The 23361-nt window shown below is 38.7% G+C and carries 22 protein-coding genes and 1 tRNA gene; 15 read left to right on the plus strand and 8 right to left on the minus strand.

The features are described 5' to 3' along the window. The first annotated feature begins 26 nt into the window (after positions 1-26). The 7 genes from ACXYSM_RS06995 (at position 27) to ACXYSM_RS07025 (ending at position 7655) form a co-directional block, all read left to right on the plus strand. Positions 27-1334 carry a DUF262 domain-containing protein gene (locus ACXYSM_RS06995; protein ID WP_458634855.1) on the plus strand — a complete coding sequence of 436 codons (1308 nt, stop codon included), beginning with the start codon at positions 27-29 and terminating at the stop codon, positions 1332-1334. Further along, complete coding sequence (locus ACXYSM_RS07000) at positions 1328-3178, plus strand: GmrSD restriction endonuclease domain-containing protein (RefSeq protein WP_458634856.1); 1851 nt, start codon at positions 1328-1330, stop codon at positions 3176-3178. Before ACXYSM_RS06995 ends, ACXYSM_RS07000 begins: the two co-directional genes overlap by 7 nt. 127 nt (positions 3179-3305) lie before the next feature. Further along, complete coding sequence (locus tag ACXYSM_RS07005; protein ID WP_371608233.1) at positions 3306-4547, plus strand: aminopeptidase; 1242 nt, start codon at positions 3306-3308, stop codon at positions 4545-4547. Between the two features lie 9 nt (positions 4548-4556). Next, positions 4557-4787 (plus strand): GlsB/YeaQ/YmgE family stress response membrane protein, encoded by a 231-nt coding sequence (locus tag ACXYSM_RS07010; RefSeq protein ID WP_006154630.1) that lies wholly within the window; start codon positions 4557-4559, stop codon positions 4785-4787. 143 nt (positions 4788-4930) lie between these two features. Beyond that, on the plus strand, positions 4931-5839 hold the full coding sequence (locus ACXYSM_RS07015; protein ID WP_004250738.1) for a LysR family transcriptional regulator: 909 nt from the start codon (positions 4931-4933) through the stop codon (positions 5837-5839). A gap of 28 nt (positions 5840-5867) precedes the next feature. Continuing rightward, positions 5868-6905, plus strand: a complete 1038-nt coding sequence (queA, locus tag ACXYSM_RS07020) for a tRNA preQ1(34) S-adenosylmethionine ribosyltransferase-isomerase QueA (protein WP_458634857.1) — start codon at positions 5868-5870, stop codon at positions 6903-6905. A 201-nt stretch (positions 6906-7106) separates the two neighbouring features. Continuing rightward, complete coding sequence (locus ACXYSM_RS07025) at positions 7107-7655, plus strand: DUF6287 domain-containing protein (protein WP_004250743.1); 549 nt, start codon at positions 7107-7109, stop codon at positions 7653-7655. 183 nt (positions 7656-7838) lie between these two features. On the opposite strand, the gene ACXYSM_RS07030 is transcribed toward ACXYSM_RS07025, so the two are convergent. Beyond that, positions 7839-8372 (minus strand): hypothetical protein, encoded by a 534-nt coding sequence (locus ACXYSM_RS07030; protein WP_006153113.1) that lies wholly within the window; start codon positions 8370-8372, stop codon positions 7839-7841. 238 nt (positions 8373-8610) lie between these two features. Between ACXYSM_RS07030 and ACXYSM_RS07035 the strand changes: the two genes are divergently transcribed. The 3 genes from ACXYSM_RS07035 (at position 8611) to ACXYSM_RS07045 (ending at position 12304) form a co-directional block, all read left to right on the plus strand. Then, complete coding sequence (locus ACXYSM_RS07035) at positions 8611-9270, plus strand: hypothetical protein (protein ID WP_458634858.1); 660 nt, start codon at positions 8611-8613, stop codon at positions 9268-9270. A gap of 646 nt (positions 9271-9916) precedes the next feature. Then, positions 9917-11206, plus strand: a complete 1290-nt coding sequence (locus ACXYSM_RS07040; RefSeq protein WP_458634859.1) for a DUF308 domain-containing protein — start codon at positions 9917-9919, stop codon at positions 11204-11206. A gap of 9 nt (positions 11207-11215) precedes the next feature. Further along, a complete protein-coding gene (locus ACXYSM_RS07045) occupies positions 11216-12304 on the plus strand; it encodes an AI-2E family transporter (RefSeq protein ID WP_458634860.1) in 1089 nt (362 codons plus the stop codon). Between the two features lie 665 nt (positions 12305-12969). Here the strand turns inward: ACXYSM_RS07045 and ACXYSM_RS07050 are convergent. Next, on the minus strand, positions 12970-14121 hold the full coding sequence (locus tag ACXYSM_RS07050; RefSeq protein ID WP_458634861.1) for a low temperature requirement protein A: 1152 nt from the start codon (positions 14119-14121) through the stop codon (positions 12970-12972). Between the two features lie 163 nt (positions 14122-14284). Continuing rightward, positions 14285-15127 carry an aldo/keto reductase gene (locus ACXYSM_RS07055; RefSeq protein ID WP_458634862.1) on the minus strand — a complete coding sequence of 281 codons (843 nt, stop codon included), beginning with the start codon at positions 15125-15127 and terminating at the stop codon, positions 14285-14287. 388 nt (positions 15128-15515) lie between these two features. On the opposite strand from ACXYSM_RS07055, the gene ACXYSM_RS07060 reads away from it, so the two are divergent. Continuing rightward, the gene (locus ACXYSM_RS07060) at positions 15516-16055 is read left to right on the plus strand and encodes a T6SS immunity protein Tdi1 domain-containing protein (protein WP_458634863.1); all 540 of its coding nucleotides are present in this window, start codon (positions 15516-15518) and stop codon (positions 16053-16055) included. Positions 16056-16598: 543 nt separating this feature from the next. Here ACXYSM_RS07060 and ACXYSM_RS07065 read toward each other — a convergent pair. The 4 genes from ACXYSM_RS07065 to ACXYSM_RS07080 all read right to left on the minus strand — a co-directional run bounded on the left by ACXYSM_RS07065 (position 16599) and on the right by ACXYSM_RS07080 (position 19453). Next, complete coding sequence (locus ACXYSM_RS07065) at positions 16599-17114, minus strand: DUF308 domain-containing protein (protein ID WP_458634864.1); 516 nt, start codon at positions 17112-17114, stop codon at positions 16599-16601. A gap of 218 nt (positions 17115-17332) precedes the next feature. Beyond that, positions 17333-17749, minus strand: coding sequence for a helix-turn-helix domain-containing protein (locus tag ACXYSM_RS07070; RefSeq protein ID WP_458634935.1), 417 nt, complete (start codon positions 17747-17749; stop codon positions 17333-17335). A gap of 96 nt (positions 17750-17845) precedes the next feature. Continuing rightward, a tRNA-Lys gene (locus tag ACXYSM_RS07075) sits at positions 17846-17918 on the minus strand. A 263-nt stretch (positions 17919-18181) separates the two neighbouring features. After that, positions 18182-19453: a replication-associated recombination protein A gene (locus tag ACXYSM_RS07080; protein ID WP_414259873.1), complete on the minus strand. Its 1272-nt coding sequence runs from the start codon at positions 19451-19453 to the stop codon at positions 18182-18184. Between the two features lie 115 nt (positions 19454-19568). Here ACXYSM_RS07080 and ACXYSM_RS07085 point away from each other — a divergent pair, with 115 nt between their 5' ends. The 4 genes from ACXYSM_RS07085 (at position 19569) to ACXYSM_RS07100 (ending at position 22313) form a co-directional block, all read left to right on the plus strand. Then, positions 19569-20039 (plus strand): DUF3013 family protein, encoded by a 471-nt coding sequence (locus tag ACXYSM_RS07085; protein ID WP_075229765.1) that lies wholly within the window; start codon positions 19569-19571, stop codon positions 20037-20039. A 9-nt stretch (positions 20040-20048) separates the two neighbouring features. Further along, positions 20049-20477, plus strand: coding sequence for an NUDIX hydrolase (locus ACXYSM_RS07090; protein WP_458634865.1), 429 nt, complete (start codon positions 20049-20051; stop codon positions 20475-20477). A gap of 137 nt (positions 20478-20614) precedes the next feature. Next, positions 20615-21565, plus strand: a complete 951-nt coding sequence (prmA, locus tag ACXYSM_RS07095) for a 50S ribosomal protein L11 methyltransferase (protein ID WP_125391595.1) — start codon at positions 20615-20617, stop codon at positions 21563-21565. Position 21566: 1 nt separating this feature from the next. Then, on the plus strand, positions 21567-22313 hold the full coding sequence (locus ACXYSM_RS07100) for a 16S rRNA (uracil(1498)-N(3))-methyltransferase (RefSeq protein ID WP_458634866.1): 747 nt from the start codon (positions 21567-21569) through the stop codon (positions 22311-22313). A 229-nt stretch (positions 22314-22542) separates the two neighbouring features. Here ACXYSM_RS07100 and ACXYSM_RS07105 read toward each other — a convergent pair whose 3' ends face one another. Next, on the minus strand, positions 22543-23307 hold the full coding sequence (locus ACXYSM_RS07105) for a (S)-acetoin forming diacetyl reductase (protein WP_458634867.1): 765 nt from the start codon (positions 23305-23307) through the stop codon (positions 22543-22545). Between the last annotated feature and the right edge of the window lie 54 nt (positions 23308-23361).

Below are 23361 nucleotides of genomic sequence, written 5' to 3' on the forward strand. Positions count from 1 at the left end.
TTTAAAATACTATAAAGGCGGATAAAATGAGTATTCAATTTACTTCTAAAAAAGTTGGAGAACTATTGAAAGAAGGAAATTTGCGGATTCCTTCTTATCAAAGACCTTATAAATGGAACAGAAAGCATATCCGTAATCTTTTTTATGATCTACGAGATGCTATGGGGAAAAAGGAATATCAGGTTGGCTCTGTTATCTTGCATGAAAATGATGGATACTTAGATATTGTCGATGGACAGCAACGGCTAATTTCTATTTCCTTGTTTCTTTATTTACTAGATGATTTAGAGGATTATAAGGGTGCTAATCAACTACTAAGTGCTGAATTTGGAGAGCTATCTTGTTCTCATGCGAGTGAAAATTATAATGAGTGGAAAAATTTGACTCAATTGGTTGGCGAAAAGGAGGCCAAAGATATTTGCAATTTTTTATTGGAAAATTGTTCTGTCTCTGTGATTACTATGCCACAGGAACGATTATCAGAGGCCTTTCAGTTATTTGATTCTCAGAATAATCGTGGAAAATCTTTAGAACCTCATGATTTGCTCAAAGCCTATCATCTTCGCAAGCAAGATTCAGAAGATGAAAAGATTGTTGAAAAGTGGGAGCAATTTGTAGAAGATAAGGATTTAAGCCTCAAAGAGTTATTTGATAAACATCTTTTCCGTATGAGACGGTGGTCTAGGGGAGAAACAGGATTAACAAACAAGCGTTATGGCTCGTATCTACGATTTACAGAGGATTATATTGACGACTTTAAAGGCGTTGATTTGAATCAGAATTTTCCATACCTAGAATTATATCGTCATATTGAAAACTTCCCCATGTCCATCACTATGCCAATCATTGATGGAAGTAAATTTTTTGAGTATATTGAATCGGCCCATGAAACTATTAGAGTTCATAAAAAATTTTTAAATGAAGAGTTAGGACTTTCTAATGAGTCAGAGGGAGAAAAAAATGTAGCTTATCCAGAAGGTATGTTGAACATTTACAATAGCTCAAAAGGGCGCTATCTCAAGTGTCACAATATATTCTTAAATATTTGCTCGCTTTTTGTAGAGAGATTTGGAAAAGATGAGCTATCAAAGGAGATAGTAGAGACCTTGTTTATTTGGTCTTATTACCCTCGAGTTAAGTCTAAAGCTATATATGATGCAACGGTAGGGAAATACGCTGCTGGTGGAAGGTTTAGACAAAAAGAGGCTCAAAAGCTATTTCAACTTTTATCTCATGCTGTCACTCCGAATGATTTCATGATCAAGATAGATAGAGAGCTGTTTGAAAATTATACTGTGGACAAGATTATAGAAGAGGAAAAAGATAAATGGTAGAAACACATATAAGCTTATCAGTGAATCGTTTGTTAAATGAAGATACCTATGCTATCCCTCTTTATCAGAGAAATTTTGCTTGGACTTATGATGAAATTGAGCAGTTATTGAACGACGTAGCAGATGCTTTTCAAGAAAATAGAGACAATTATTATATTGGAACATTAGTCGTTAATAAAGAGAATGACATTTTCAAAATCATAGATGGGCAACAACGAACAACAGCCCTTAATTTGATTGCCTTAGCTTTGAAGCATGAGTTTGGTTTTGATAGATTGAAAGCTGTCAATCTTACCTTCCCAGCTAGGAAGAAATCAAATAAGAATATTCAAAAGCTATTTATCAAGCAAGAAATTTCAGAGGGCGATGAAAATGAGTTGACTAGAGGCTACGGACATGCTAGAGACGCATTGAAAAAAGTGTTAGAAGAGCGCCAATTGAATCCTCAGTATTTCGTTGACTATCTTTTTGATAATGTCATCATTTTTCGAAGTATACTTCCTGAAGATTTAGATTTGAATCTTTATTTTGAACGTTTTAACTCTCGAGGTGAACAACTAGAAGCTCATGAAATTCTTAAGGCGCAAATGATGGCTAAGTTTGGTGAAAATCAAGAAATGGCACAAAAATTTGCGAGAATATGGGATGCTTGTGCAGAGTTTGATAAACCAGTATTAAAAGCTTTTCAAATCCGAAGCAGACCAAATAATAATGATGAAGAGGGAGAGAAAATTTTTGGAGAAAAATTTAATAACTTCAAATTGGAAAGTGTATTTGAGAAAATAAGTGTAAAAAAAATTGAGCAACGGAGTTTACTAGATGCAATTACTCAGACAAAATATGAAAGCAGTAGCTTAGTAAATAATGGAGCAGAAATTTCAAATTATACGACTGTAATTGATTTTCCAACGTTTTTGCTTCAAGTGTTTTTTATCATGGAAGGAAGTAATGAAACTACATTTGATGATAAAAAATTATTGAAAAATTTTGAAATTGAACGACGAGATAGAGAATGGGTTCAACAATTTGGGCAACTACTTCTGACTATGAAGCATATATTTGATACGCTTATCGTAAAAAATGTCCAATTAGAAAATGAAACAGAATGGCAAATAAAACGAGGTCAGTATGAGACATATCAACGAAATGAAAATGGAGGATGGAAATATGTTCGCATTAATTTTCAAAAAAACACGTTTGACAATTTACATAAAAACATTATCCACCTCCAATCCATGTTTGCTGTGACCTTTACTGCTAATCGTGATAGTCGTTGGTTATATGAAATCTTACAATTTCTCTACAGACATATTGAAGAACTAAATGATCAAGACTTCGGTGTTCATTTTAAGGAATTTCTTGAAAAAATGGCAGTGACGTATGCAGAAGAAAGATTGTTTACTGAGGATAGAAGAATTAAGAAATATGGTGCAATTCCTGTTTATGCTTTTAACTTTGTAGATTATGTTTTATGGAAAAATCGCGAAGAATTAAAGAAAGCATACGATGTTAAGTTTGAAGATTTCAAATTTGCATATCGTCGTTCTATAGAGCATTGGTTTCCACAACATCCAAATAGTGATGAAAGAGTTGAAAAAATTGATGATAAATTTTTGCACTCCTTTGGGAATCTCTGCATCATTACAGATAGTCAAAATTCGAAGTTTGGAAATTTAGTTCCAAGTGCAAAATATAAACAGTGGGAAGGAATTTTCAATCGCCAGAGTTTAAAATTACAGATGATGGCAGATGTAACGGTAAAGAATGATAAATGGGGTATTTGTGAGATTCAAGTTATGGAAAAAGAAGTGGAAAGATATGTACACGACTTTTGTGATAGTTAAATAAAAACAAGCTTTAATGAGCTTGTTTTTTAAAATGCTAATATATGTGATATACTAGTAAGGGAAGAATTTTGAGTAAGACAAATATGCTCAAAGATTTGAAATAAAAATAGAAAAGAGAAACAAGATGGTTTTACCAAATTTTAAAGAAAATCTAGAAAAATATGCCAAATTATTGGTTGCGAATGGTGTGAACGTGCAACCTGGTCATACCTTGGCTCTCTCCATCGATGTGGAGCAACGTGAGTTGGCTCACTTAATCGTCAAAGAAGCCTATGCACTTGGAGCGCACGAAGTTATTGTTCAATGGGCAGATGACTTTGTAAACCGTGAGAAATTCCTTCACGCGCCGATGGAGCGTTTGGACAATGTGCCAGAATACAAGATTGCTGAGATGAACTACCTTCTTGAAAACAAAGCAAGTCGTCTCGGTGTTCGTTCTTCTGACCCAGGTGCCTTGAACGGAGTAGATGCTGAAAAGCTCTCAGCTTCTGCCAAAGCTATGGGAATTGCAATGAAGCCAATGCGTATCGCAACTCAATCTAACAAGGTTAGCTGGACTGTAGCAGCAGCTGCTGGACTTGAGTGGGCTAAGAAGGTCTTTCCAAATGCTGCAAGCGACGAAGAAGCAGTCGATCTCCTTTGGGACCAAATCTTTAAGACTTGCCGTATCTACGAAGAAGATCCAGTTAAGGCTTGGGAAGAACATGCAGCTATCTTGAAGAGCAAGGCGGAAATGCTCAACAAAGAGCAATTCTCAGCTCTTCACTACACTGCTCCTGGAACAGACTTGACACTTGGCTTGCCTAAGAACCATGTTTGGGAATCTGCCGGAGCTATCAATGCTCAAGGTGAAGGATTCTTGCCAAACATGCCAACAGAAGAAGTCTTTACAGCCCCTGACTTCCGTCGTGCAGATGGTTATGTCACTTCTACAAAACCTCTTAGCTACAATGGGAATATCATCGAAGGCATCAAGGTGACCTTTGAAAATGGTCAAATCGTTGATATCACAGCTGAAAAGGGTGATCAGGTTATGAAGGACCTCGTCTTTAAGAATGCTGGTGCGCGTGCCTTGGGTGAATGTGCCTTGGTACCAGATCCAAGCCCAATTTCACAGTCAGGGATTACCTTCTTTAACACTCTTTTCGATGAAAATGCTTCTAACCACTTGGCTATTGGTGCAGCCTATGCAACGAGCGTTGTTGGTGGAGCTGAGATGAGCGAAGAAGAGCTAGAAGCTGCAGGACTTAATCGTTCAGATGTTCACGTTGACTTTATGATTGGTTCTAACAAAATGGATATCGATGGTATCCGTGAGGATGGAACACGCGTACCACTCTTCCGCAATGGAGATTGGGCAATTTAAGGAGAAACTATGATTGGAAGTATGTTTGTCGGTCTTTTGATCGGACTATTAGCAGGAGCTATCACCAATCGTGGAGAACGGATGGGATGCTTCGGGAAAATGTTCCTGGGTTGGATTGGTGCTTTCCTGGGTCAAATGCTTTTTGGAACTTGGGGCCCTATCTTAGCTGATACGGCTATTATCCCATCAGTTTTAGGCGCCATGATTTTATTAGCCATCTTTTGGAAAAAAGACAGCTAGTTTTAACTTGCTAGAACAGAAAAAGAGGTTGGAAATCTTCCAACCTCTTTTTTATGAGCTGTAAAAAAAGACTGATATGTGGCTAGCTTGGCTTTCAGTGACTGTTCCTTTTTATATTGCCTCAAGTATGGTACAATAAAAACATGAGAATTCAACAATTACACTATATTATCAAAATCGTAGAAACTGGTTCGATGAATGAGGCTGCCAAGCAACTTTTCATTACACAACCGAGTCTATCAAATGCCGTTCGTGATCTAGAAAATGAGATGGGAATTGAGATTTTTATCCGAAATCCTAAGGGGATTACCCTTACACGTGATGGGATGGAGTTTTTATCCTATGCCCGCCAGGTTGTCGAGCAAACGCAACTTCTAGAAGAACGCTATAAGAACCCAATCGCTCATCGCGAGCTTTTTAGTGTGTCTTCGCAGCATTATGCCTTTGTGGTCAATGCTTTTGTTTCCTTGCTTAAGAAAAGCGATATGGAAAAGTACGAGCTTTTTTTGCGTGAGACCAGAACTTGGGAGATTATCGACGACGTCAAGAACTTCCGAAGTGAAGTGGGAGTTCTCTTTTTAAATAGCTATAACCGGGACGTTCTTTCGAAGATGTTGGATGACAACCATCTGGTTGCCCACCATCTCTTTACAGCCCAACCCCATATCTTTGTCAGCAAAACCAACCCTCTTGCTAAAAGAGACAAGGTGCAGTTGGCAGACCTAGAAGACTTCCCATATTTGAGCTATGACCAAGGTACCCATAATTCCTTCTATTTCTCAGAGGAGATTTTGTCTCAGGAACACCACAAGAAATCCATCGTTGTTAGTGACCGTGCGACCTTGTTCAATCTCTTGATTGGTTTGGACGGATATACCATCGCGACTGGTATCCTTAATAGTAACCTTAATGGAGACAATATTGTTTCTATTCCTCTAGATATTGATGATCCCATTGAACTGGTTTATATCCAGCATGAGAAAACGAGCTTATCTAAGATGGGTGAACGCTTCATAGAGTACCTACTTGAAGAAGTTCGCTTTGATAAGTAATTTGAATAAATGAGAAGAGAAAAGAAGAATGACGACATTAAATACAAATGATTTTGATTTTCACTTGCCAGAGGATTTGATTGCTCAGACTCCTTTGGAAAAGCGCGATGCCTCTAAACTCTTGATGGTCAATCGCAAAACAGGTGAATTTCAAGATCGCCACTTTCACTCTATTATCGAAATGCTAGAGCCAGGTGATGCCCTGGTGATGAATGATACCCGTGTCTTGCCAGCCCGACTTCATGGTCAAAAAGAAGAAACAGGGGGCCATGTTGAACTCTTGCTGTTGAAAAATACAGCAGGAGACGAATGGGAAGTCTTGGCAAAACCAGCCAAACGTCTCAAGGTTGGTGCCCGAGTTGTCTTTGGAGATGGCCGACTTAGCGCAGTCGTGACTGAGGAATTAACCCATGGCGGTCGTATTGTCCGTTTTGAGTATGAAGGAATTTTCCTAGAAGTACTTGAAAGTCTTGGAGAAATGCCTTTGCCTCCTTATATTCACGAAAAATTGGATGACCGTGAACGTTACCAGACAGTCTATGCCAAGGAGAGTGGATCAGCAGCAGCCCCAACCGCAGGGCTACATTTTACCAAAGAATTACTAGAAGAAATCCAGCAAAAAGGCGTTCACCTAGTCTACCTGACCTTGCACGTTGGACTTGGGACCTTTAGACCTGTTTCAGTAGATAATCTGGATGAGCATGAGATGCACTCAGAGTTTTACCAATTGTCTGAGGAAGCTGCAGCGACCTTGCGTCAGGTCAAAGAAAATGGTGGCCGTGTCATTGCTGTGGGGACTACCTCTATCCGTACGTTAGAAACCATCGGAAGCAAGTTTGATGGGCAAATCCAGGCCGACTCTGGCTGGACTAATATCTTTATCAAGCCAGGCTATGACTGGAAGGTGGTGGATGCTTTTTCTACTAATTTCCATTTGCCGAAGTCTACCTTGGTCATGCTTGTCTCAGCTTTTGCAGGCCGTGAATTGGTCCTCAAAGCCTACCAACATGCTATCGATGAAAAATACCGTTTCTTTAGCTTTGGCGATGCCATGTTTATCTACTAAAAAGCAATGAAATAAAGACTAGAGATAGAAGGGCTAATTCCTACTTGGATTAGCCCTTTTTCAATTTAACTGGCTATTGAATTATATGGAAATAAATGATACACTGAAAACTACAGGTTAGCCGTCAAAAATATATGTAATTTCGGACTAGCCATTTTAGATTCAGACTAAACTGGGTCACCATTTCAAAAGGAGATTTTTATGAAAAACAAAACATTGCGTTACACTAGTCTTTCAGCTCTTGCTTTGCTGGCGGTCTTAACATTAGCTGCTTGTGGAGGAAATACTGAAAAAACTACAGCATCTTCAAGCAAAGAGGCTTCTTCTAAAGTAACTAAGGAGTCATCAAGTAAAACAGAAGCTAGTCAAAAAGAGGAGCAGAAGTCTGAGACAAGTTCTTCAAGCGCTACAGGTAGTCAAACTGAGACAAAGGCGGAAAATCAAAAAGATTATTCTAAATTCCTTGGAACTTGGGAGAATTATGCTGGAACAACTGCTACAGTCACAGCGGATGGAATCGTGACCATTCAAAGCTCAAAAGGCACCTTTAAATATGAGATGGACAAAGTAGAGGAGAAGGACGGTTACTATTTGACAGGAATTCATCTTGTTGGTGGTGGAGAAGGAGCACGCCTTATCTTTACCCCAGCAGGCGTAGCAAATGAATTAACTGGTACGGATGGTAGCCAAGACGTCTTGGCAATCGGCCAATCACCAAGCGACAAAGATAGTCATTTTTACCGTAATTAAGAATACCAGTAAGAAGTAAGGGTGTAGAAACGCTCTTACTTTTTTAATAGTTTTCGAAGCATAAAATTTTAAGCATTCAAATTTACACGACGTTTAAGTTGGACGATAAACCTGCCCACTTTGAAGCGCAAGTACTAAATCGCTAACAACACAAAAGCCCTGATGTAGGGCTTTTTTTACTTGCTAGTATAAGAAATCAATGCCGTAGTTTTCTTTTAGATAGGTTGCCAACTCGGCTTTTTCTTCCTCTCTAAATCGACAGAGGCTAAGAGCGAGTCGCAATATCAGGGCACTTGTATTGATGATAACATTTGACTTAGAAATATCTTCTAGCTGGGTGACCTCTCTCAGATCAAAATCTAAATAGTAAGCTTTGCTGTTGGTATGGTCAGGGTCACTGACATCCACTTCAACATAAGATGCTCGCAACAATTCTTCTTTTGGGATGAAAATTTCCTTGGAAAAGAAGAGCCCAGGATAGACATAAATACCTTCCAAGGTGAACTCAAAGGAGAGTCTGCGACTAGAAAGTCTTTTGATGCCTGCAATCGTTGCATAGATAGCAGTGAAAAAGAGGATGGTTGGTACCACAGTGAGAAGACTGAGCTGAGAAAAGTCGATCAATCCATGCGCGAGAAAAAAGAAAAATTGAAAGAATATACCTACCGCAAAAACTAGATAGCCGACACCGACAAATTTTGAATAATAGATTTTCATAGAAACCTCCAGATATAGAATTGAACTCTCCAACGCTTTTTCAGTAGAAGTCGTAAAGATCATGCAGAGTTAAAATTTTAGGTATTCCCATCATATCCTATGGAGCGAAGTTCTGTCAACCTTTTAGCAAGATGTGGCTCTTAGCTATCTTATGACCTAGCAAGTTGGTTTATGGTATACTAGGATAATAAAATTCCAAAATTTGAAGACTTGTTTTCATAAATAGAAAGAGGTCAATATGTTTTTTCTCGGACGCCGTCGTGTCTTTATTGGCGAATGTGATGGTCAGGCGGTCTATTATGACCAAAAGACAGGAGAGGCTCTAGCTGCTCCAAAGAGTAGGTTGCTCAATACTGAAAAAGCTGGTGACACGAATTCCTTTATTCCTCAATTGGTAATTCTCTTACTAGCAGGTGGGCCTGCAATTTCGGGCTTCTTTTCCCTCAAGTTTATTGGTGTCTATAACTGGTTCAGTCTAGCTTGTATTTTTCTATTTTGGTTGATGCAGTTTTTCTCGTTGGTTGCTTTACTTGAACGAGCACTCTATAAAAATGTTCGAAAGGCCCAGCCAACGACAGAGAAAGTCTTTTTCTTTGCAGCATCTCATAATTTGTTTGTAAAAAACCAGTTTGATCCTAGACAACTGTCTGCTTTACCTTATCGATTTGCCCGCTTTGTAGTAAATATAGTGTCTATCTATTACTTTTTGTATTTCTTGATTCTTCCTCTAAAATTTGGCCAACCGATTGGTGATGAAGGCTATGGTTTGTGGTTTGCTGGCTTGTTATTCTTTTCAGTATTTCTTTTGTATAACCAAAACAATCCAGTTCGCTTTGTGAAGATTATGAGATTATACAGCCAAGGAAAAGTACGATTTAAGGAAGAAGTGGAACATTGAGAAACTATCTTGGGATTCTGCTAAATATCTAGAGAAAATCTTTTAGAAAAACAAAAAAGCCTTGTAAATCAAGGCTTTTTCCTGTTGTTTAGATGCCCCCTGCAGGCTCTTTGAAAGAAACTTAGAAAAATCTAAAATGAAATTATTTCAAAATGGGGTAAAAGCAAAATTTCCCTCCCTACTTTCTCAATTATTCCTAATTTTAGTTCCAAAAAGCTTCAATTCATAATCTAATTATAATATGGGTAATGGGTACTATCTTATTACATTCAGATTTTTGTTCTCTTCAAAGAGTTATGTAGGCTTTATGGTTTTAAATAGGTAAAAAGTTGAATTATAGTGAGTATTGTGTCACAATAGGTAATATATAAATAATTAATGGAATGGATATAATTCTTTCCTACCTTTACAAGAAGGATTGGTTGCACCTTTTTTATCTAGCAATTATGGTTAGCTTTCAAGTTTAGCTAGTTTTTAAAAGCTCTGATTTCGACTCAATAAAACAAATTTCAGAAGTGCAAAAGACAAGATGGTGACATTGCTACAGTCAGTCGCCATGTCTTGCTGGCACAGGCTGTTTGTGCCGTCAGCTATTTACCAGTCAATTTGATCAAAGGGCTTAATTATTATTTTTGAAAGGTCTTTTATGGAAAAAATTCTTTCTTTAGGTCTGACAGGTAAGAAATTACTTGTTCAGGGTTTCTTGTTTGTTCTGCTAGGTCTTATCTTGATGGTCACGGGAACTTGGTTGCCAGTGACGGTTATTCGACTGGTTCTGTTTTTAGCTTGGATAGCAACGGTCTTAGATTTAGTATTACGTATTTTCAAAAAAAGTCAGTCAACGGACACCTTGGGAGTTGCACTGGTTAAATTGTTAGTGATGGGATATTTGCTAGGCTCGAATCTTGCTACTGATGTGCCAATTTATATTTTGGCTCTTGTGATTGGAATTTATCAGATTTTTCATGCTAGTATCAACCTTGTCACCTATGTTCTCTACCGCAAAAACAAAATTCGACCTCGTTTTCGTCTCTTACTAGATGGACTCGTACTAGTTTTTCTTGGTGGGACTAGTCTTTTGTCCTCTACAGGAAATTCTATCTTTCAACTCTTTGTATTAGGGGCTTATTTTTTCCTTTATGGTGTGTCCAATATCCGTGACGGTTTCTTGTTTGAGGGGGAAATTGGGAAAAACCATCTCAAACGTCGTGTAAGAATGAGCTTACCTATTGTCCTAGCCGCTCTCATCCCTGCAAGTACTTTAGCAAAAATCAACAAATTCATGCAGGAAAATGCTGATGAGAGAGAGGATATCCATCTTGGAATGGTGAAGTCTGGTAAGACAGCGGAGCTTGAAATTTTTATTCATACAGCTGAGACCTCTCTGTTTTCGGCAATTGGTCATGTGGATATCTGCTATCAAGGCCGTGTTATTTCTTATGGCAACTATGATCCGTCTTCTGAGACCTTATTTGGCATGGTAGGAGATGGTGTCTTATATTTCTGTGATCGTGACAAGTACATTGACCTATGTAAACGGGAGAGTCAAAAAACGCTATTTGGTTACGGAATAGATTTGACACCGGAAATGGAAGAAGCGGTTCAGGAAAAATTAGCTGAATTGAAACAACTGACGATTCCATGGGAGCCAAGCGCAGATAAAATTAAAACGGAAGATGGTAAGGAAGACTACACCTACGCTTATAAAATCAGACATGAGACGGATGGGGAACTTTATAAATTTATCAAATCTAAGTTTAAATCCTACTTTGTCTTGTCCACAAACTGTGTGCTCTTGGCTGATACCATAGTCGGTCAAGCTGGAACAGATATCCTCTCACCAAAAGGATTTATCGCACCAGGAACTTATCAAGCCTACCTTGACCGAGAGTTTGAAAAACCAAATAGTATAGTCGTATCTAAACATGTTTATTAAGGAGAATTTATGAAGTTAGTTAGAAAATACACCCCGTTAATCCTTTTTATAGGGCTGGTTGCTCTTGTGATTCTGAATGCGTCGAGCTTTATATCAGGAGCAATCTCTTTCTTTGACGTGACTTCAACCTTGATTTATGGCGCTGTTATTGCTTTTGTGCTCAATGTCCCCATGAAAAAAATTGAACAATTGCTAGTCAAAATGAAGGTAAAGGCAGAGTTGCGTCGTCCGATTGCCATGGTACTTGTTTTCCTAGCTCTTATCTTAATCGTGATAGGTCTTTTGGTTTTGGTGCTACCAACCCTAGCTCAGACTATTAGTCAGCTGGGAACAGTCCTTTCAACAGTCCTGACTCAACTTGGGAAATTGCTAGACGGCTCGGAATTTGTAACCAAAGACATGTTGTCAACTATTGTATCAGGCATACAGGGACAGTCTAGTTCTATTAGCCAAGCTTTGATAGGTTTTTTATCAGGTCTGACTAGTAATATCGGCAATATTTTTTCAAGTTTGATGAATGCCTTTTTGATTATAGTCTTCACCTTTTCATTTTTATCCAGTAAGGAACATTTGGCAGCGATGACGAGTCGACTTCTAAAAGTTTTTCTTCCAGAGAAGGTGGTGATAAAGTTGACTTACATTGGACAAGTAGCACTAGAGACTTATGACCAATTTTTGATGAGTCAGCTGATTGAAGCAGTTATCATAGGAGTTATGATAGCGGTTGGTTACAGCGTGTTTGGGATACCCTATGGAGTAATGACAGGTATCTTTGCAGGAGTGCTATCGTTCATTCCTTATGTAGGGCCTATGATTGCTTGTGTTGTGGGAGCGATTTTTATCTTCACAGTCAGTCCTACTCAAGCCTTACTTTCTCTTCTTCTATATCAAGTTATACAGCTGATTGAAGGAAACCTTATTTATCCTAGAGTTGTAGGTCAGTCTATTGGTTTGCCAGCTATTTTCACGCTTGCGGCTGCTAGTATTGGAGGCAATCTCTTTGGCTTACTTGGGATGATATTCTTTACACCGATATCTGCTGTTATCTATCGATTGGTTAAGGAATTTGTCGTTGCAAAGGAAAATCAGGTAGATTGAGAAAGACTGAATTTAATAAGATATACTAAGAAGAGAGTGAAAGATTCTCTTCTCTTTTATTTCTAAATGACTTGCTCTTGTTCTGTTGCGAAAATTTATGAATTCATAATAGCCCATTTTAATCTCTATGCGGATTGGCCATGTAATATGGGCACAAATTAGTATAGTTTAGTTAATTATAGACTAGCTCTGTACTGTAAAAAACAGTTGGTCTTATCAAATATTGCTAGCAATTGATTGAGAATAAATGATAAGTTTGATAAGGTTGGAAAACCTTTATAATGATTTGCTACAAAAAGTTATTTGACATCAAAAAAGCCTTGATTTCAAGGCTTTTTCCTGTTGATTTAGATGCCCCCTGCATGGATTTGTAAGAACTTTTCATATTGAAAATAAACAAAAATGTTGAAATATAGCTGATTTTAGGGAAATACTTTTAGGTGTTTTCACTGTCAGGCTTTAAAAACGTGGCAAAAGTGGGGCAAAAACGAATGACTCACATTTGGTTTGAAAATCTATAATACCTAATGATTATGCCATACTAGATATATAGTGTTGTTATAAATAAATGTCAGTGCGAGTTCAAATCGGAGGATAAAATGGAAAAACAAATTAATGAAAAAAAAGCCTTGGAAAACCAAGGCTTTTTTAATGCTATAAACTCATTAAAAGAACTCCCAGTTAGATTTGGAATATTTTTTATTCTGTGTCATATAAAAATAAATAAAATGAGTGGCTATAGCTAGAGCTAAAATGGTTGTTATACTCACTACTATTATAGGATTAGAAGCAAAGATTAAAGAGAGAATCAAGGCAGCAAGATAGAGTGTCGCTTGGACACAGTAGTAACTTTTCGAATAGCTAAGATAGTGTTTGTTACAGGGCCCATTTACTAGGACAGCAACTTGGAAGAGGCCAAATCCGATATAAGAGAAGATGGTTGCAAAGAGATGATTAGCTTCAGGATTCTGAAGAAAACTCATCGATACAGTCATCATCATAAGTCCAATGAAAATAGGATAGTGACTGTAAATTAGAAATAGTCCCTTTTGATTAGATTTTTCATCAATAGCATGGTCAAATTCACCAAAATAAAATAGGAACAGAGAAAGCATAATAATGAAATAAAGAACCGAATAAATCGAGAAATTCTCGATTGTAAAGAAGTTAGCTAGCTCCATAATCATCTCTCCAAACGTAATAATGACAAGAAGGGAGATGCGCTCGATTAAATGGGGGAGATTTACCTGGTAATGCTTATCTTTACTAATCAAGATAATTGGCATAATAAATGTTAGCAGAATACTAGCAAAGAAGATATAGACTCTAACGTAAATAGGAAGAGGAAGAAGAGCTGCTAGATAGACTCCTAAACTTCCTAGCCCTGTTATCCATAGAAAACCTTTGATACTTTCCTGTTCAACATTATCGGTTGATTTTCTAAAAAATTCAACCAAAAATTGTAAAAATAAGGTAAAGGTTAATGTACCAATAGCCCAACAGAGATAATGAAAATATTGTTGCCAATCAGGTCCCATCATATTGGCTATAAAGAGTAAAATTCCCATTTTGATAAACATGATTACCATGTTAAATAAAGAGTTCTTTCCATAGCGATTGGTATAAACGGTTTGAAACATCCATGAATCAGTGAGAACCAAGACAGCCATGAAAAAATCAAGGAAAGAATTCCAAGTCAAAATACCGTTATGAAGATGCTCAATTAAAGTAGTTACTTTTGAAATTGCAAAAACAAAAACTAGGTCATAAAAAAGTTCTGAAAATTCTACACGCTTATGTTTAATAATATTTGTCATCTTAATACCTTTCTATTTTAGAAGTATAGTTTATTATAACAGAAAATGGTAATGAAAGAAAAGGATATGCTTAAATAATTTCATGTGGCGCGAATTGTCAAAACCTTGACTTCTTTTGTCATTTACTTGAAAAAGCAACCCTGACGAGTTGCTTAAAATCCTATTAAAAATTAACTGTGTCAGGATCATTCTGAGTTTTGATGCCTTGAATCTTATCCAAGACTGCCATATCTTCCTCTGATAAGTCGAAGTCGAAGATATCCAAGTTGGCTTCAATATTTTTAGGTGTCACAGACTTAGGTAGTGGCAAGAAACCTTTTTGGAGGCTCCAACGCAGAGCAACTTGTGCTACAGATTTACCGTTACGTTCAGCCACTGCTTCAACATCTTCATTTCCAAAAATGCTACCTGTACCTAGTGGACTATAGGCTTCAAGAAGGATATCGCGCTCTTGGCAATAGGCAACTAAGTCTTTTTGGTCACAACCTGGAGCCAAGAGGATTTGATTGACATGTGGCACAATTTCAGCCGTTTCAAGAAGAGCTTCTAGGTGATGTTGCATAAAGTTAGACACACCGATAGCACGCACCTTACCTTCTTTGTAGGCTTCTTCCATTGCCTTCCAAGCGCCTGCATTACCAGACTTCCAAGCATCATTCTCACGAAGCGCCTTTGGATTAGGCCAATGGATAAGCAAAAGATCCAAATAATCCACACCTAATCTTTCGAGAGATTCATCGATAGAAGTCTTAGCCAAATCGTAATCGTGCTTATCATTCCAAAGTTTGGTAGTTAGGAAAATATCCTCAGGTGCCAAATTACTATCAGCAATCGCCTTACCTACAGAAACCTCGTTACCGTAAATTTGTGCGGTATCAATATGTGTGTAACCCGCCTTAAGTGCGAAGCTAACGCTGTTATAGGCTTCTTCGCCTTCAGCAATTTGCCAAGTTCCAAAACCAATTTTAGGAATAGTAACCCCATTTGCAAGTGTATATGTTTCCATGATTTTCACCTTTTCTTTTTTTAATAGTACTATCTTAAAAAAGATAAGACAAAAATGCAAAGATTTGCTACGGCTATTATTATGAATAGTTCCTTACTTCTTTTTCCGCTGTTCGTAACAGCCTTTGGAGATATTATTACTTGGGAAGAGAATGAATTTGTAAGAACTTTTCATATTGAAAATAAACAAAAATATTGAAATATAGCTGATTTTAGGGAAGTACTTTTAGGTATTTCCAATGTCATGATTTAAAAATGGGGCAAAAGTGGGGCAAAAACGATTGACTCACATTTGGTTTGAAAACCTATAATACCTAATGATTATGCTATACTAGAGATATAGTATTGTTATCAATAAATATCAGTGCGAGACTAAATCGGAGGAAAACATGCTAGAAAACTTTGTAAAAGTGGCAGATATGCCCCAAGAAGTTATTGGAAAATATAAGGATCAAGTTCCAGCTGAGTTAGTTCAAATTTGGCAGGAAGATGGTCTGGGAACCTTTTTAGATGGTTATTTGAAGGTGATTAATCCAGATGACTATCTTGAACTTCTCCAAGATAGCTATTTCAGAGGAGATGTCGCTTTTCCCATGTTTGTAACAGCTTTTGGAGATATTGTTACCTGGGAAGAGAATGCCTATGTGGGAATTGTCCAATACAATATTCAGGATTTGGATATTATTTGTAAGGGGATGGATTTATTCGTTCAATATTTAGATAACGAATATATTACAAAAAAATTTGAACTTGATTTATATAGACAAGCTGTGTCAAAACATGGTGCTCTGTCTTATAACCAGTGTTTCGGTTTTGTGCCACTCTTGGCATTAGGAGGCTTTAAAGATGTGGACCATATGGATAAGGTAAAAGTCTTGGAGCACATCTATCTCATGTACCAACTTACAGGAGGAGTGTTTGACGATTGATAAAAAAGAACCACCTTCGCGGTGGTTTTTTTGATGAAAACGAGTGTTAGATAAATAGCGAGTCTTTGATGAGACTCGCTTATTTTGTGAATATAAACTTTTTGGTACAAAATTTGGTACAAAAAATAAAATGACAAGCAAAAAAGCCTTGTAAATCAAGGCTTTTTCCTGTTGTTTAGATGCCCCCTGCATGGATTTGTAAGAACTTTTCATATTGAAAATAAACAAAAATGTTGAAATATAGCTGATTTTAGGGAAATACTTTTAGGTATTTTCAATGTCAGGATTTAAAAATGGGGCAAAAGCGGGGCAAAAACGAATGACTCGTATTTTGTTTGAAAACCTATAATACCTAATGATTATGCTATTCTAGATATATAGTTTTGTTATAAATAAATGTCAGTGCGAGATCAAATTGGAGAATAAAATGGAAAAACAAATTTCTACGTAGAATGGAATGCGAAAAAGTGATAATTAAAGAGACGAAAAAGCTGAGAATATGATTTCCCAGCTTTTTTGAATGCGATAGAAATAGCAACTAGACTATTTACGAAAGGCCTCAATAATGTAGGTGAAGCCAGTAACTAAAAATGAAAAGGCAATGACATAAACGACAAAGACACCTGTAGCCACTGGATTGAACAGAATCACTAGACCTAGTAAAAATTCAAGCAAGGCTACCCACATGATATTGCTACCAATAATAGGGAAAATCAATCCTAGACGATTGCCTTTAAAGAAAGCAATAATGGCTTCTACAATTAACCAAATTCCTACAATGGTCGGAATGACGACCGGCAGGGTCACAAAGCCATAAGCAACGAGGTAAAGAGCTAAGAGAAGACTAACAAATCCTTGGAAAAGATAAACAGGTGAGCGAATCTCTTTTGGTGCAGAGAAATAGCCTAAAATAGCTGTTATAGAAGAAACCAGTAAACCAAATGAAATCCACCAGCTGTAAGCAACAAGATTAGCTACTGGGTTTGTAAATAGGAAAAGTCCTAAAAGGACAAAAACAACTCCTGCAAGGAATAGCAGTAAACGATTAGAAAATTTCATTTCAATACCCCCTATATAGTATAATTTGCTAATAAAACTATTGTACTTATTTTTATAGAAAATGTCAATAAAATAAATAAACAATTTGGAAGTTTCAGTCTGACTTACAAAAAGAAAAGGAGTTTTCACTCCTTTTCACAGATTGAAGACAAAGTCCTTATAAAAGTGTCTTCTAAAGATTTTAACTTCAATCTGAAGCGAGGTTATCCTCGCTTTTTCTATTTATCAAACAATTCCTTATTTTCAATTAAGAGTTCTAGTGGAGATTTATCCCTTGCTTCAATAAAACCAGGTTCATATTGGTTATGAAGTGTTCTTTTCTGAGAAGTTGGATCAATATACAACTCATCTCCATCTTCTGTGTATAGTTGGTTGCCTCTTGTTAGGTAAAGTAAATCTTCTAAGTGCTGTCCATCAGTATGTAGGAAATGCTCGATGTATTTGACAGCTTTTAAGATTTCACTTACTTTATCAGAGTATTCATTAGATTCAAGAACACTCTTTTCTAACTCAATCTCTTTACTCGTTCCAAAGAGTTGGGTTGGAGTTGCATTAAAATATTCTGCTATCTTATCCAAATTTGCAAAGGTAGGATAGCTTTTTTGTTTTTCATAATCAGAGATGTCTGGAAAGATTGCTCATAAAAAAAATGTGGGGCAAATGATGGGGCAAATCAGTTATAGACAAGCAAAAAAGCCTTATAAATAAAGGCTTTTTCCTGTTGATTTAGATGCCCCCTACAGGGCTCGAACCTGTGACCCATAGATTAAGAGTCTACTGCTCTACCAACTGAGCTAAGGAGGCAAATAAAAAGCTGTATTGGTGCCGAAACTTCACGGTTTGTATTGAACCCGCGCAATTAAGCAGGTGGGCAACTCGCTCTAACTGAAGCTGTTTCCGTGTGAGACGGCCTACATGCTGTTAGAAGACTTTTGTTTCCCTAATAATACAAAAAATAGTCGGTCAACACTTAAATGTGAAGTCGTACACCACAGCGTTTCTATGATTATATGATACCACTTTTTCAAAAAAAAATCAAGGGAAAATTAAAAATTTTGAAAAGGATTTCATAAGTTTCGTAATTTATCAATGGTTTCCTTGCGTTGAGCCAGGGCACGTTCGTATTTTCCACTATCTTCTGGTGAGAAGTAGCTATGGTTGCGAATTTTTTCTGGCAAGTACTCTTGTTTGACCCAGTGACCTGGGTAGTTATGTGGATAGAGGTAGTTTTGGGCATTGCCTAATTCCTTGCTACCACTATAGTGGCCATCTCGCAGGTGACGTGGGATTGGTAGGTGACCTGAGGTTTTAAGGTCAGACAGAGCCTTGTCCATAGCTACATAGGCTGAGTTGGATTTTGGAGAAAGGGCCAAATCAATCACAACATTGGCAATGAGGATGCGGGCTTCGGGGAAACCGATCCTCTGTGCTGCATCCAGAGCAGTCACGGTATGAATCTGGGCTTCGGGATTGGCCAAACCGATATCTTCATAAGCAATAACAGTCAAACGACGAGCTAGGCTAGGAAGGTCACCGGCCTCTATCAAGCGAGCAGCATAGTGGAGACTAGCGTCCACATCTGATCCGCGAATAGACTTTTGAAGGGCAGATAGAACATCATAGTGCCCGTCTCCATCCTTGTCCATAGTGATGTAGCTTCTCTGAAGACTATTTTCCATGATATCAAGCGTGATATGACGGATACCGTCATCATTTTCTGGGGTGGAGAGAACTGCCAAATCCAGAGAGTTAAAGGCAGAACGGAGGTCTCCATTGGTAGATGTTGCGATAAAATCAAGGGCATCATCATCTAACTCAACTGGGAAATCAAATCCTCGTTCAGGGTCAGTCAGGGCGATTTGAATGGCCTCTTTGACATCTTGGTTAGACAAGGGTTCCAACTCAAAAATCTGAACACGGCTACGAATGGCTGGAGTGACAGAAAAGAAAGGATTTTCAGTTGTCGCCCCGATCATGATGACCAGGCCACTTTCCAAAAGTGGCAGGAGAAAGTCTTGTTTAGTCTTGTCAAGACGATGAATCTCGTCTAGTAGCAGTACAAGGCCACCTGAGAATTTAGCTTCCTCAGCGATTTCTTGGAGGCGTTTTTTACTATCAACAGTTGCATTGAAGGTCCGAAAAGCATACTTGGTCGTTCCAGCGATGGCTGAAGCGATACTGGTTTTTCCGATGCCTGGAGGTCCGTAGAGTATCATAGAGGATAGGCGATTGGCTTCCACCATACGGCGGATGATTTTTCCTGGGCCTACCAGATGCTCTTGACCGATGACCTGGTCGATGGTTTTGGGGCGCATGCGAAGCGCGAGATTGTCTGGCATAGCAGTCCTTTCTAACATGGATTTTCTGATACGAATGTGGTAAGATGGTAGTATCTATTTTAGCATATTTCCGAGTATTCGGGGCGATTGAAGAGTCGTATAGAAAGAGGACAACATGGCAACATACGGATTTTTAGATGTTTTACAAGAAGAGTTGGACAAGAACTTTCCTTTTGACTATGAGATTAGCTGGGACAAACGCAATCATGCAGTTGAAGTGAGTTTTCTGCTAGAGGCGCAAAATCCTGCAGGAGTGGAGATGCTAGATGAGGATGGAGAGGTGTCATCAGACGATATCCTCTTTGAAGAAGCGGTGCTTTTTTATAACCCTGCCAAGTCAACAGTTAATGCAGAAGAGTATCTCACAGTCATCCCTTATCTGCCGAAGAAAGGTTTTTCTCGTGAATTTTTAGCTTATTTTGCACTATTCCTCAAAGATACTGCAGAGGTTGGACTAGATGCCCTCATGGACTTTTTGGAAGACCCAGAAGCAGAAGAATTCGTCATGGAATGGAACCAAGAAGTCTTTGAAGAAGGGAAAGTCGGTTTGGAAGAAGGAGAGTTTTACCCTTATCCGAGATATTAGGAGTCTAGCATGGAGCTAGAGATTTCTGATTTCACAGGCTGCAAGATTGCCTTACTTTGTGGAGATAGTGTCCTAACTATTCTGCGTGATGACAAGCCCAGCATTCCTTGGGCCAATATGTGGGAGTTGCCAGGTGGAGGTCGTGAAGGGGACGAAACTCCTTTTGAGTGCGTAGCGCGTGAAGTTTTTGAAGAGTTAGGGATTCATCTAACTGAAGATAACCTGCTTGGGAGTAAGGTCTACCCAAGTATGCTTTTTGAGAGGAAGCAGTCGGTCTTTATGGTTAGTCAGTTAAGTCAAGAACAATTTGACAGTATCGTCTTTGGAGATGAAGGCCAGGGCTATAAATTGATGAGCATTGATGAATTTCTTGGCTCAGATAAGGTTGTACCTCAGTTGCAAGAGAGATTAAAAGATTATTTAAAAGTAAGTGATTAGAAAGGACGGTTCGGTTAAATTTCTAAACTGAACCCGCCCTAAACACTGTGCCAAAAAGATAAACTTCTCTTAAACATAAGTGTCTTAAGAGAGTTTCCTATTTTGGCTTTGTGTTTTATGGGCTTGGTATCTTAATTATGGAAACATGGCAAGAGTTAAAAGTAACGGTTAAGCGTGAGGGGGAGGAGCTAGTCTCTAACCTCCTGATTGAGCTAGGCGCCCAAGGGGTTGCAATCGAAGACAGCATGGACTATGTGGGTAATGTGGACCGCTTTGGTGAGATTTTTCCTGAGGTGGAGCAACAGGAAGAAATCGTGGTGACAGCCTACTATCCTGAAACGGTGGATGTGGCAGCGGTTGAAGCGGACTTGCAGGCTCGCTTGGCAGAATTGACAGATTTTATGGATCTGGGAGAGGTCAAGATGGGCACGACTGCCTTGGCTGAGGAAGACTGGGCCGACAACTGGAAGAAATACTATGAACCAGCTCGCATTACCCATGACTTGACCATCGTGCCATCATGGACGGACTATGAAGCGACGGCGGGCGAAAAGATTATCAAGTTAGATCCAGGTATGGCCTTTGGGACAGGTACGCATCCAACCACTAAGATGAGTCTTTTTGCCTTGGAGCAGGTCCTTCGTGGTGGTGAAACGGTGATCGATGTGGGGGCAGGTTCAGGGGTTCTTTCCATTGCTAGCTCTCTACTTGGTGCTAAGGAAATCTTTGCCTATGACCTAGATGATGTAGCAGTTCGGGTCGCTCAGGAAAATATTGAACTCAATCCAGGCATGGAAAACATCCATGTAGCAGCAGGAGACTTGCTTAAGGGTGTTGAGATTGAAGCAGATGTGATTGTAGCTAATATCTTGGCGGATATCCTCATTCATCTGACAGAGGATGCTTATCGTTTGGTTAAGGACGAAGGCTACCTCATCATGAGTGGGATTATCAAGGACAAGTGGGACATGGTGCGCGAGTCGGCTGAGTCAGCTGGATTTTTCCTTGAAACCCATATGATCCAAGGGGAGTGGAATGCCTGTGTCTTCAAGAAGACCAAGGATATTTCTGGTGTGATTGGAGGTTAGAATGCAACAGTATTTTGTCAAAGGCAGTGCTAGCTCACCAGTCACTATCGAGGACAAGGAAACCAGCAAGCACATGTTTCAGGTTATGCGCTTAAGAGAAGATGACCAGGTGACTCTAGTCTTTGAGGATAGCATCAAGCGCTTGGCACGCGTGATAAATGTAGAGGATCGTCAGTTTGAGTTGATTGAAGAACTAGCTGACAATGTAGAACTACCAGTCCAAGTGACCATCGCATCAGGCTTTCCTAAGGGGGACAAGCTGGAGTTTATCACTCAAAAGGTGACGGAACTGGGTGCAAGTCAAATCTGGGCCTTTCCTGCTGACTGGTCAGTTGCAAAATGGGACGGCAAGAAATTGGACAAAAAGGTCGAGAAATTAGAAAAAATCGCCCTTGGAGCAGCCGAGCAAAGCAAGCGGAATCATGTCCCGAGCATTACACTTTTTGAAAAAAAAGCAGACTTTCTAGCTCAGTTCGACCAGTTTGACCGCATCGTGGTAGCTTACGAAGAGTCAGCTAAAGAAGGAGAATCAGCAGCCCTCATCCAAACTGTCGCTGGTCTTGAAAAAGGAGCTAAACTGCTTTTTATCTTTGGTCCAGAAGGAGGTCTCTCACCTGCTGAAATTGAATCTTTTGAAGCTAAAGGAGCAGTTCTAGCAGGACTTGGGCCTCGCATCCTACGAGCCGAAACAGCACCACTTTATGCCTTATCTGCCATAAGTGTTTTGCTAGAATTAGAGAGAAAATGAATTCTGAATAATTTTTCTATTCTGACACAGTTGATCAGACTCTTGCCTATAGTGCCCAGTTGGGAGAGTAAAAAATTAGTATGAAACCTCTCTTTGTATAATGATGAAAATATAGAATACACTTCATTTTATATGCTTCAAAAATTAAATTCTAGAATAAAGAGGATTCCAATATAGAATCGCAGATATTAAATGAGGTTGGATTTAATCCAACCTCATTTTTTTAATTTTAATGGAATTGCATACCACCATCAACGATAATGGTTTGACCTGTAATGTAGTTTGAATCTGGTCCAGCAAGGAAGCTAACCGCTGCAGCGACATCTTCTGGTTCAGATAGACGTTTCAATGTAATATCTTTTGCGAATGTTTGCATACCCCACTCGTCATCTTTTCCTGCATTTTTTCCAACTTCATGAGCGATATCATACATCATTGGTGTTTTAACGATACCTGGAGCATAGGCGTTAACAGTGATGCCTGAATCTGCTAAATCACGCGCCAATGTTTGAGTGATTCCACGAACGGCGAATTTTGTACCGCCGTAAACAGTCAAGTTTGGATTTCCGACAACACCTGCTTGAGAAGTAGCATTGATGATTTTACCACCGTGACCAAGTGCTTTAAATTGAGCCTGAGCAGCTTGTGCTCCCCAAATCACACCACCGACGTTAATAGCAAATGTGCGAGCGAATTGTTCCTCTGTAATTGTATCCAGAGGTGTAGTAGGAGCGACACCAGCGTTGTTTACAACAACGTTCAAGTCTCCGAAATGATCTACAACTTTTTGAAAAGCTGCAGCAACTTCCGCTTGTTTAGAAACATCAGCTACAACAGCAAAAGCTTTATCTGCTGACAATTCAGCAACTGCTTTTTCAGCTGTTTCAGCATTGTAGTCTAATACTCCAACCTTAAAACCATCTTGGACCAAGCGTTTTGCGATTGCAAAACCGATTCCTTGACCTGCACCTGTAACAATAGCTACTTTAGACATATGATTCCTCCTTTGGTATCCGTGATACCATTCAAACGTTCATAAAAGAACAGC

It is taken from the genome of Streptococcus sp. V940, from assembly GCF_054353495.1.

Coding starts and splice junctions, on each gene's coding strand:
- ACXYSM_RS06995 (WP_458634855.1), top strand. CDS start 27: ATGAGTATTCAATTTACTTCTAAAAAAGTTGGAGAACTATTGAAAGAA.
- ACXYSM_RS07000 (WP_458634856.1), top strand. CDS start 1,328: ATGGTAGAAACACATATAAGCTTATCAGTGAATCGTTTGTTAAATGAA.
- ACXYSM_RS07005 (WP_371608233.1), top strand. CDS start 3,306: ATGGTTTTACCAAATTTTAAAGAAAATCTAGAAAAATATGCCAAATTA.
- ACXYSM_RS07010 (WP_006154630.1), top strand. CDS start 4,557: ATGATTGGAAGTATGTTTGTCGGTCTTTTGATCGGACTATTAGCAGGA.
- ACXYSM_RS07015 (WP_004250738.1), top strand. CDS start 4,931: ATGAGAATTCAACAATTACACTATATTATCAAAATCGTAGAAACTGGT.
- queA (WP_458634857.1), top strand. CDS start 5,868: ATGACGACATTAAATACAAATGATTTTGATTTTCACTTGCCAGAGGAT.
- ACXYSM_RS07025 (WP_004250743.1), top strand. CDS start 7,107: ATGAAAAACAAAACATTGCGTTACACTAGTCTTTCAGCTCTTGCTTTG.
- ACXYSM_RS07030 (WP_006153113.1), bottom strand. CDS start 8,372: ATGAAAATCTATTATTCAAAATTTGTCGGTGTCGGCTATCTAGTTTTT.
- ACXYSM_RS07035 (WP_458634858.1), top strand. CDS start 8,611: ATGTTTTTTCTCGGACGCCGTCGTGTCTTTATTGGCGAATGTGATGGT.
- ACXYSM_RS07040 (WP_458634859.1), top strand. CDS start 9,917: ATGGAAAAAATTCTTTCTTTAGGTCTGACAGGTAAGAAATTACTTGTT.
- ACXYSM_RS07045 (WP_458634860.1), top strand. CDS start 11,216: ATGAAGTTAGTTAGAAAATACACCCCGTTAATCCTTTTTATAGGGCTG.
- ACXYSM_RS07050 (WP_458634861.1), bottom strand. CDS start 14,121: ATGACAAATATTATTAAACATAAGCGTGTAGAATTTTCAGAACTTTTT.
- ACXYSM_RS07055 (WP_458634862.1), bottom strand. CDS start 15,127: ATGGAAACATATACACTTGCAAATGGGGTTACTATTCCTAAAATTGGT.
- ACXYSM_RS07060 (WP_458634863.1), top strand. CDS start 15,516: ATGCTAGAAAACTTTGTAAAAGTGGCAGATATGCCCCAAGAAGTTATT.
- ACXYSM_RS07065 (WP_458634864.1), bottom strand. CDS start 17,114: ATGAAATTTTCTAATCGTTTACTGCTATTCCTTGCAGGAGTTGTTTTT.
- ACXYSM_RS07080 (WP_414259873.1), bottom strand. CDS start 19,453: ATGCCAGACAATCTCGCGCTTCGCATGCGCCCCAAAACCATCGACCAG.
- ACXYSM_RS07085 (WP_075229765.1), top strand. CDS start 19,569: ATGGCAACATACGGATTTTTAGATGTTTTACAAGAAGAGTTGGACAAG.
- ACXYSM_RS07090 (WP_458634865.1), top strand. CDS start 20,049: ATGGAGCTAGAGATTTCTGATTTCACAGGCTGCAAGATTGCCTTACTT.
- prmA (WP_125391595.1), top strand. CDS start 20,615: ATGGAAACATGGCAAGAGTTAAAAGTAACGGTTAAGCGTGAGGGGGAG.
- ACXYSM_RS07100 (WP_458634866.1), top strand. CDS start 21,567: ATGCAACAGTATTTTGTCAAAGGCAGTGCTAGCTCACCAGTCACTATC.
- ACXYSM_RS07105 (WP_458634867.1), bottom strand. CDS start 23,307: ATGTCTAAAGTAGCTATTGTTACAGGTGCAGGTCAAGGAATCGGTTTT.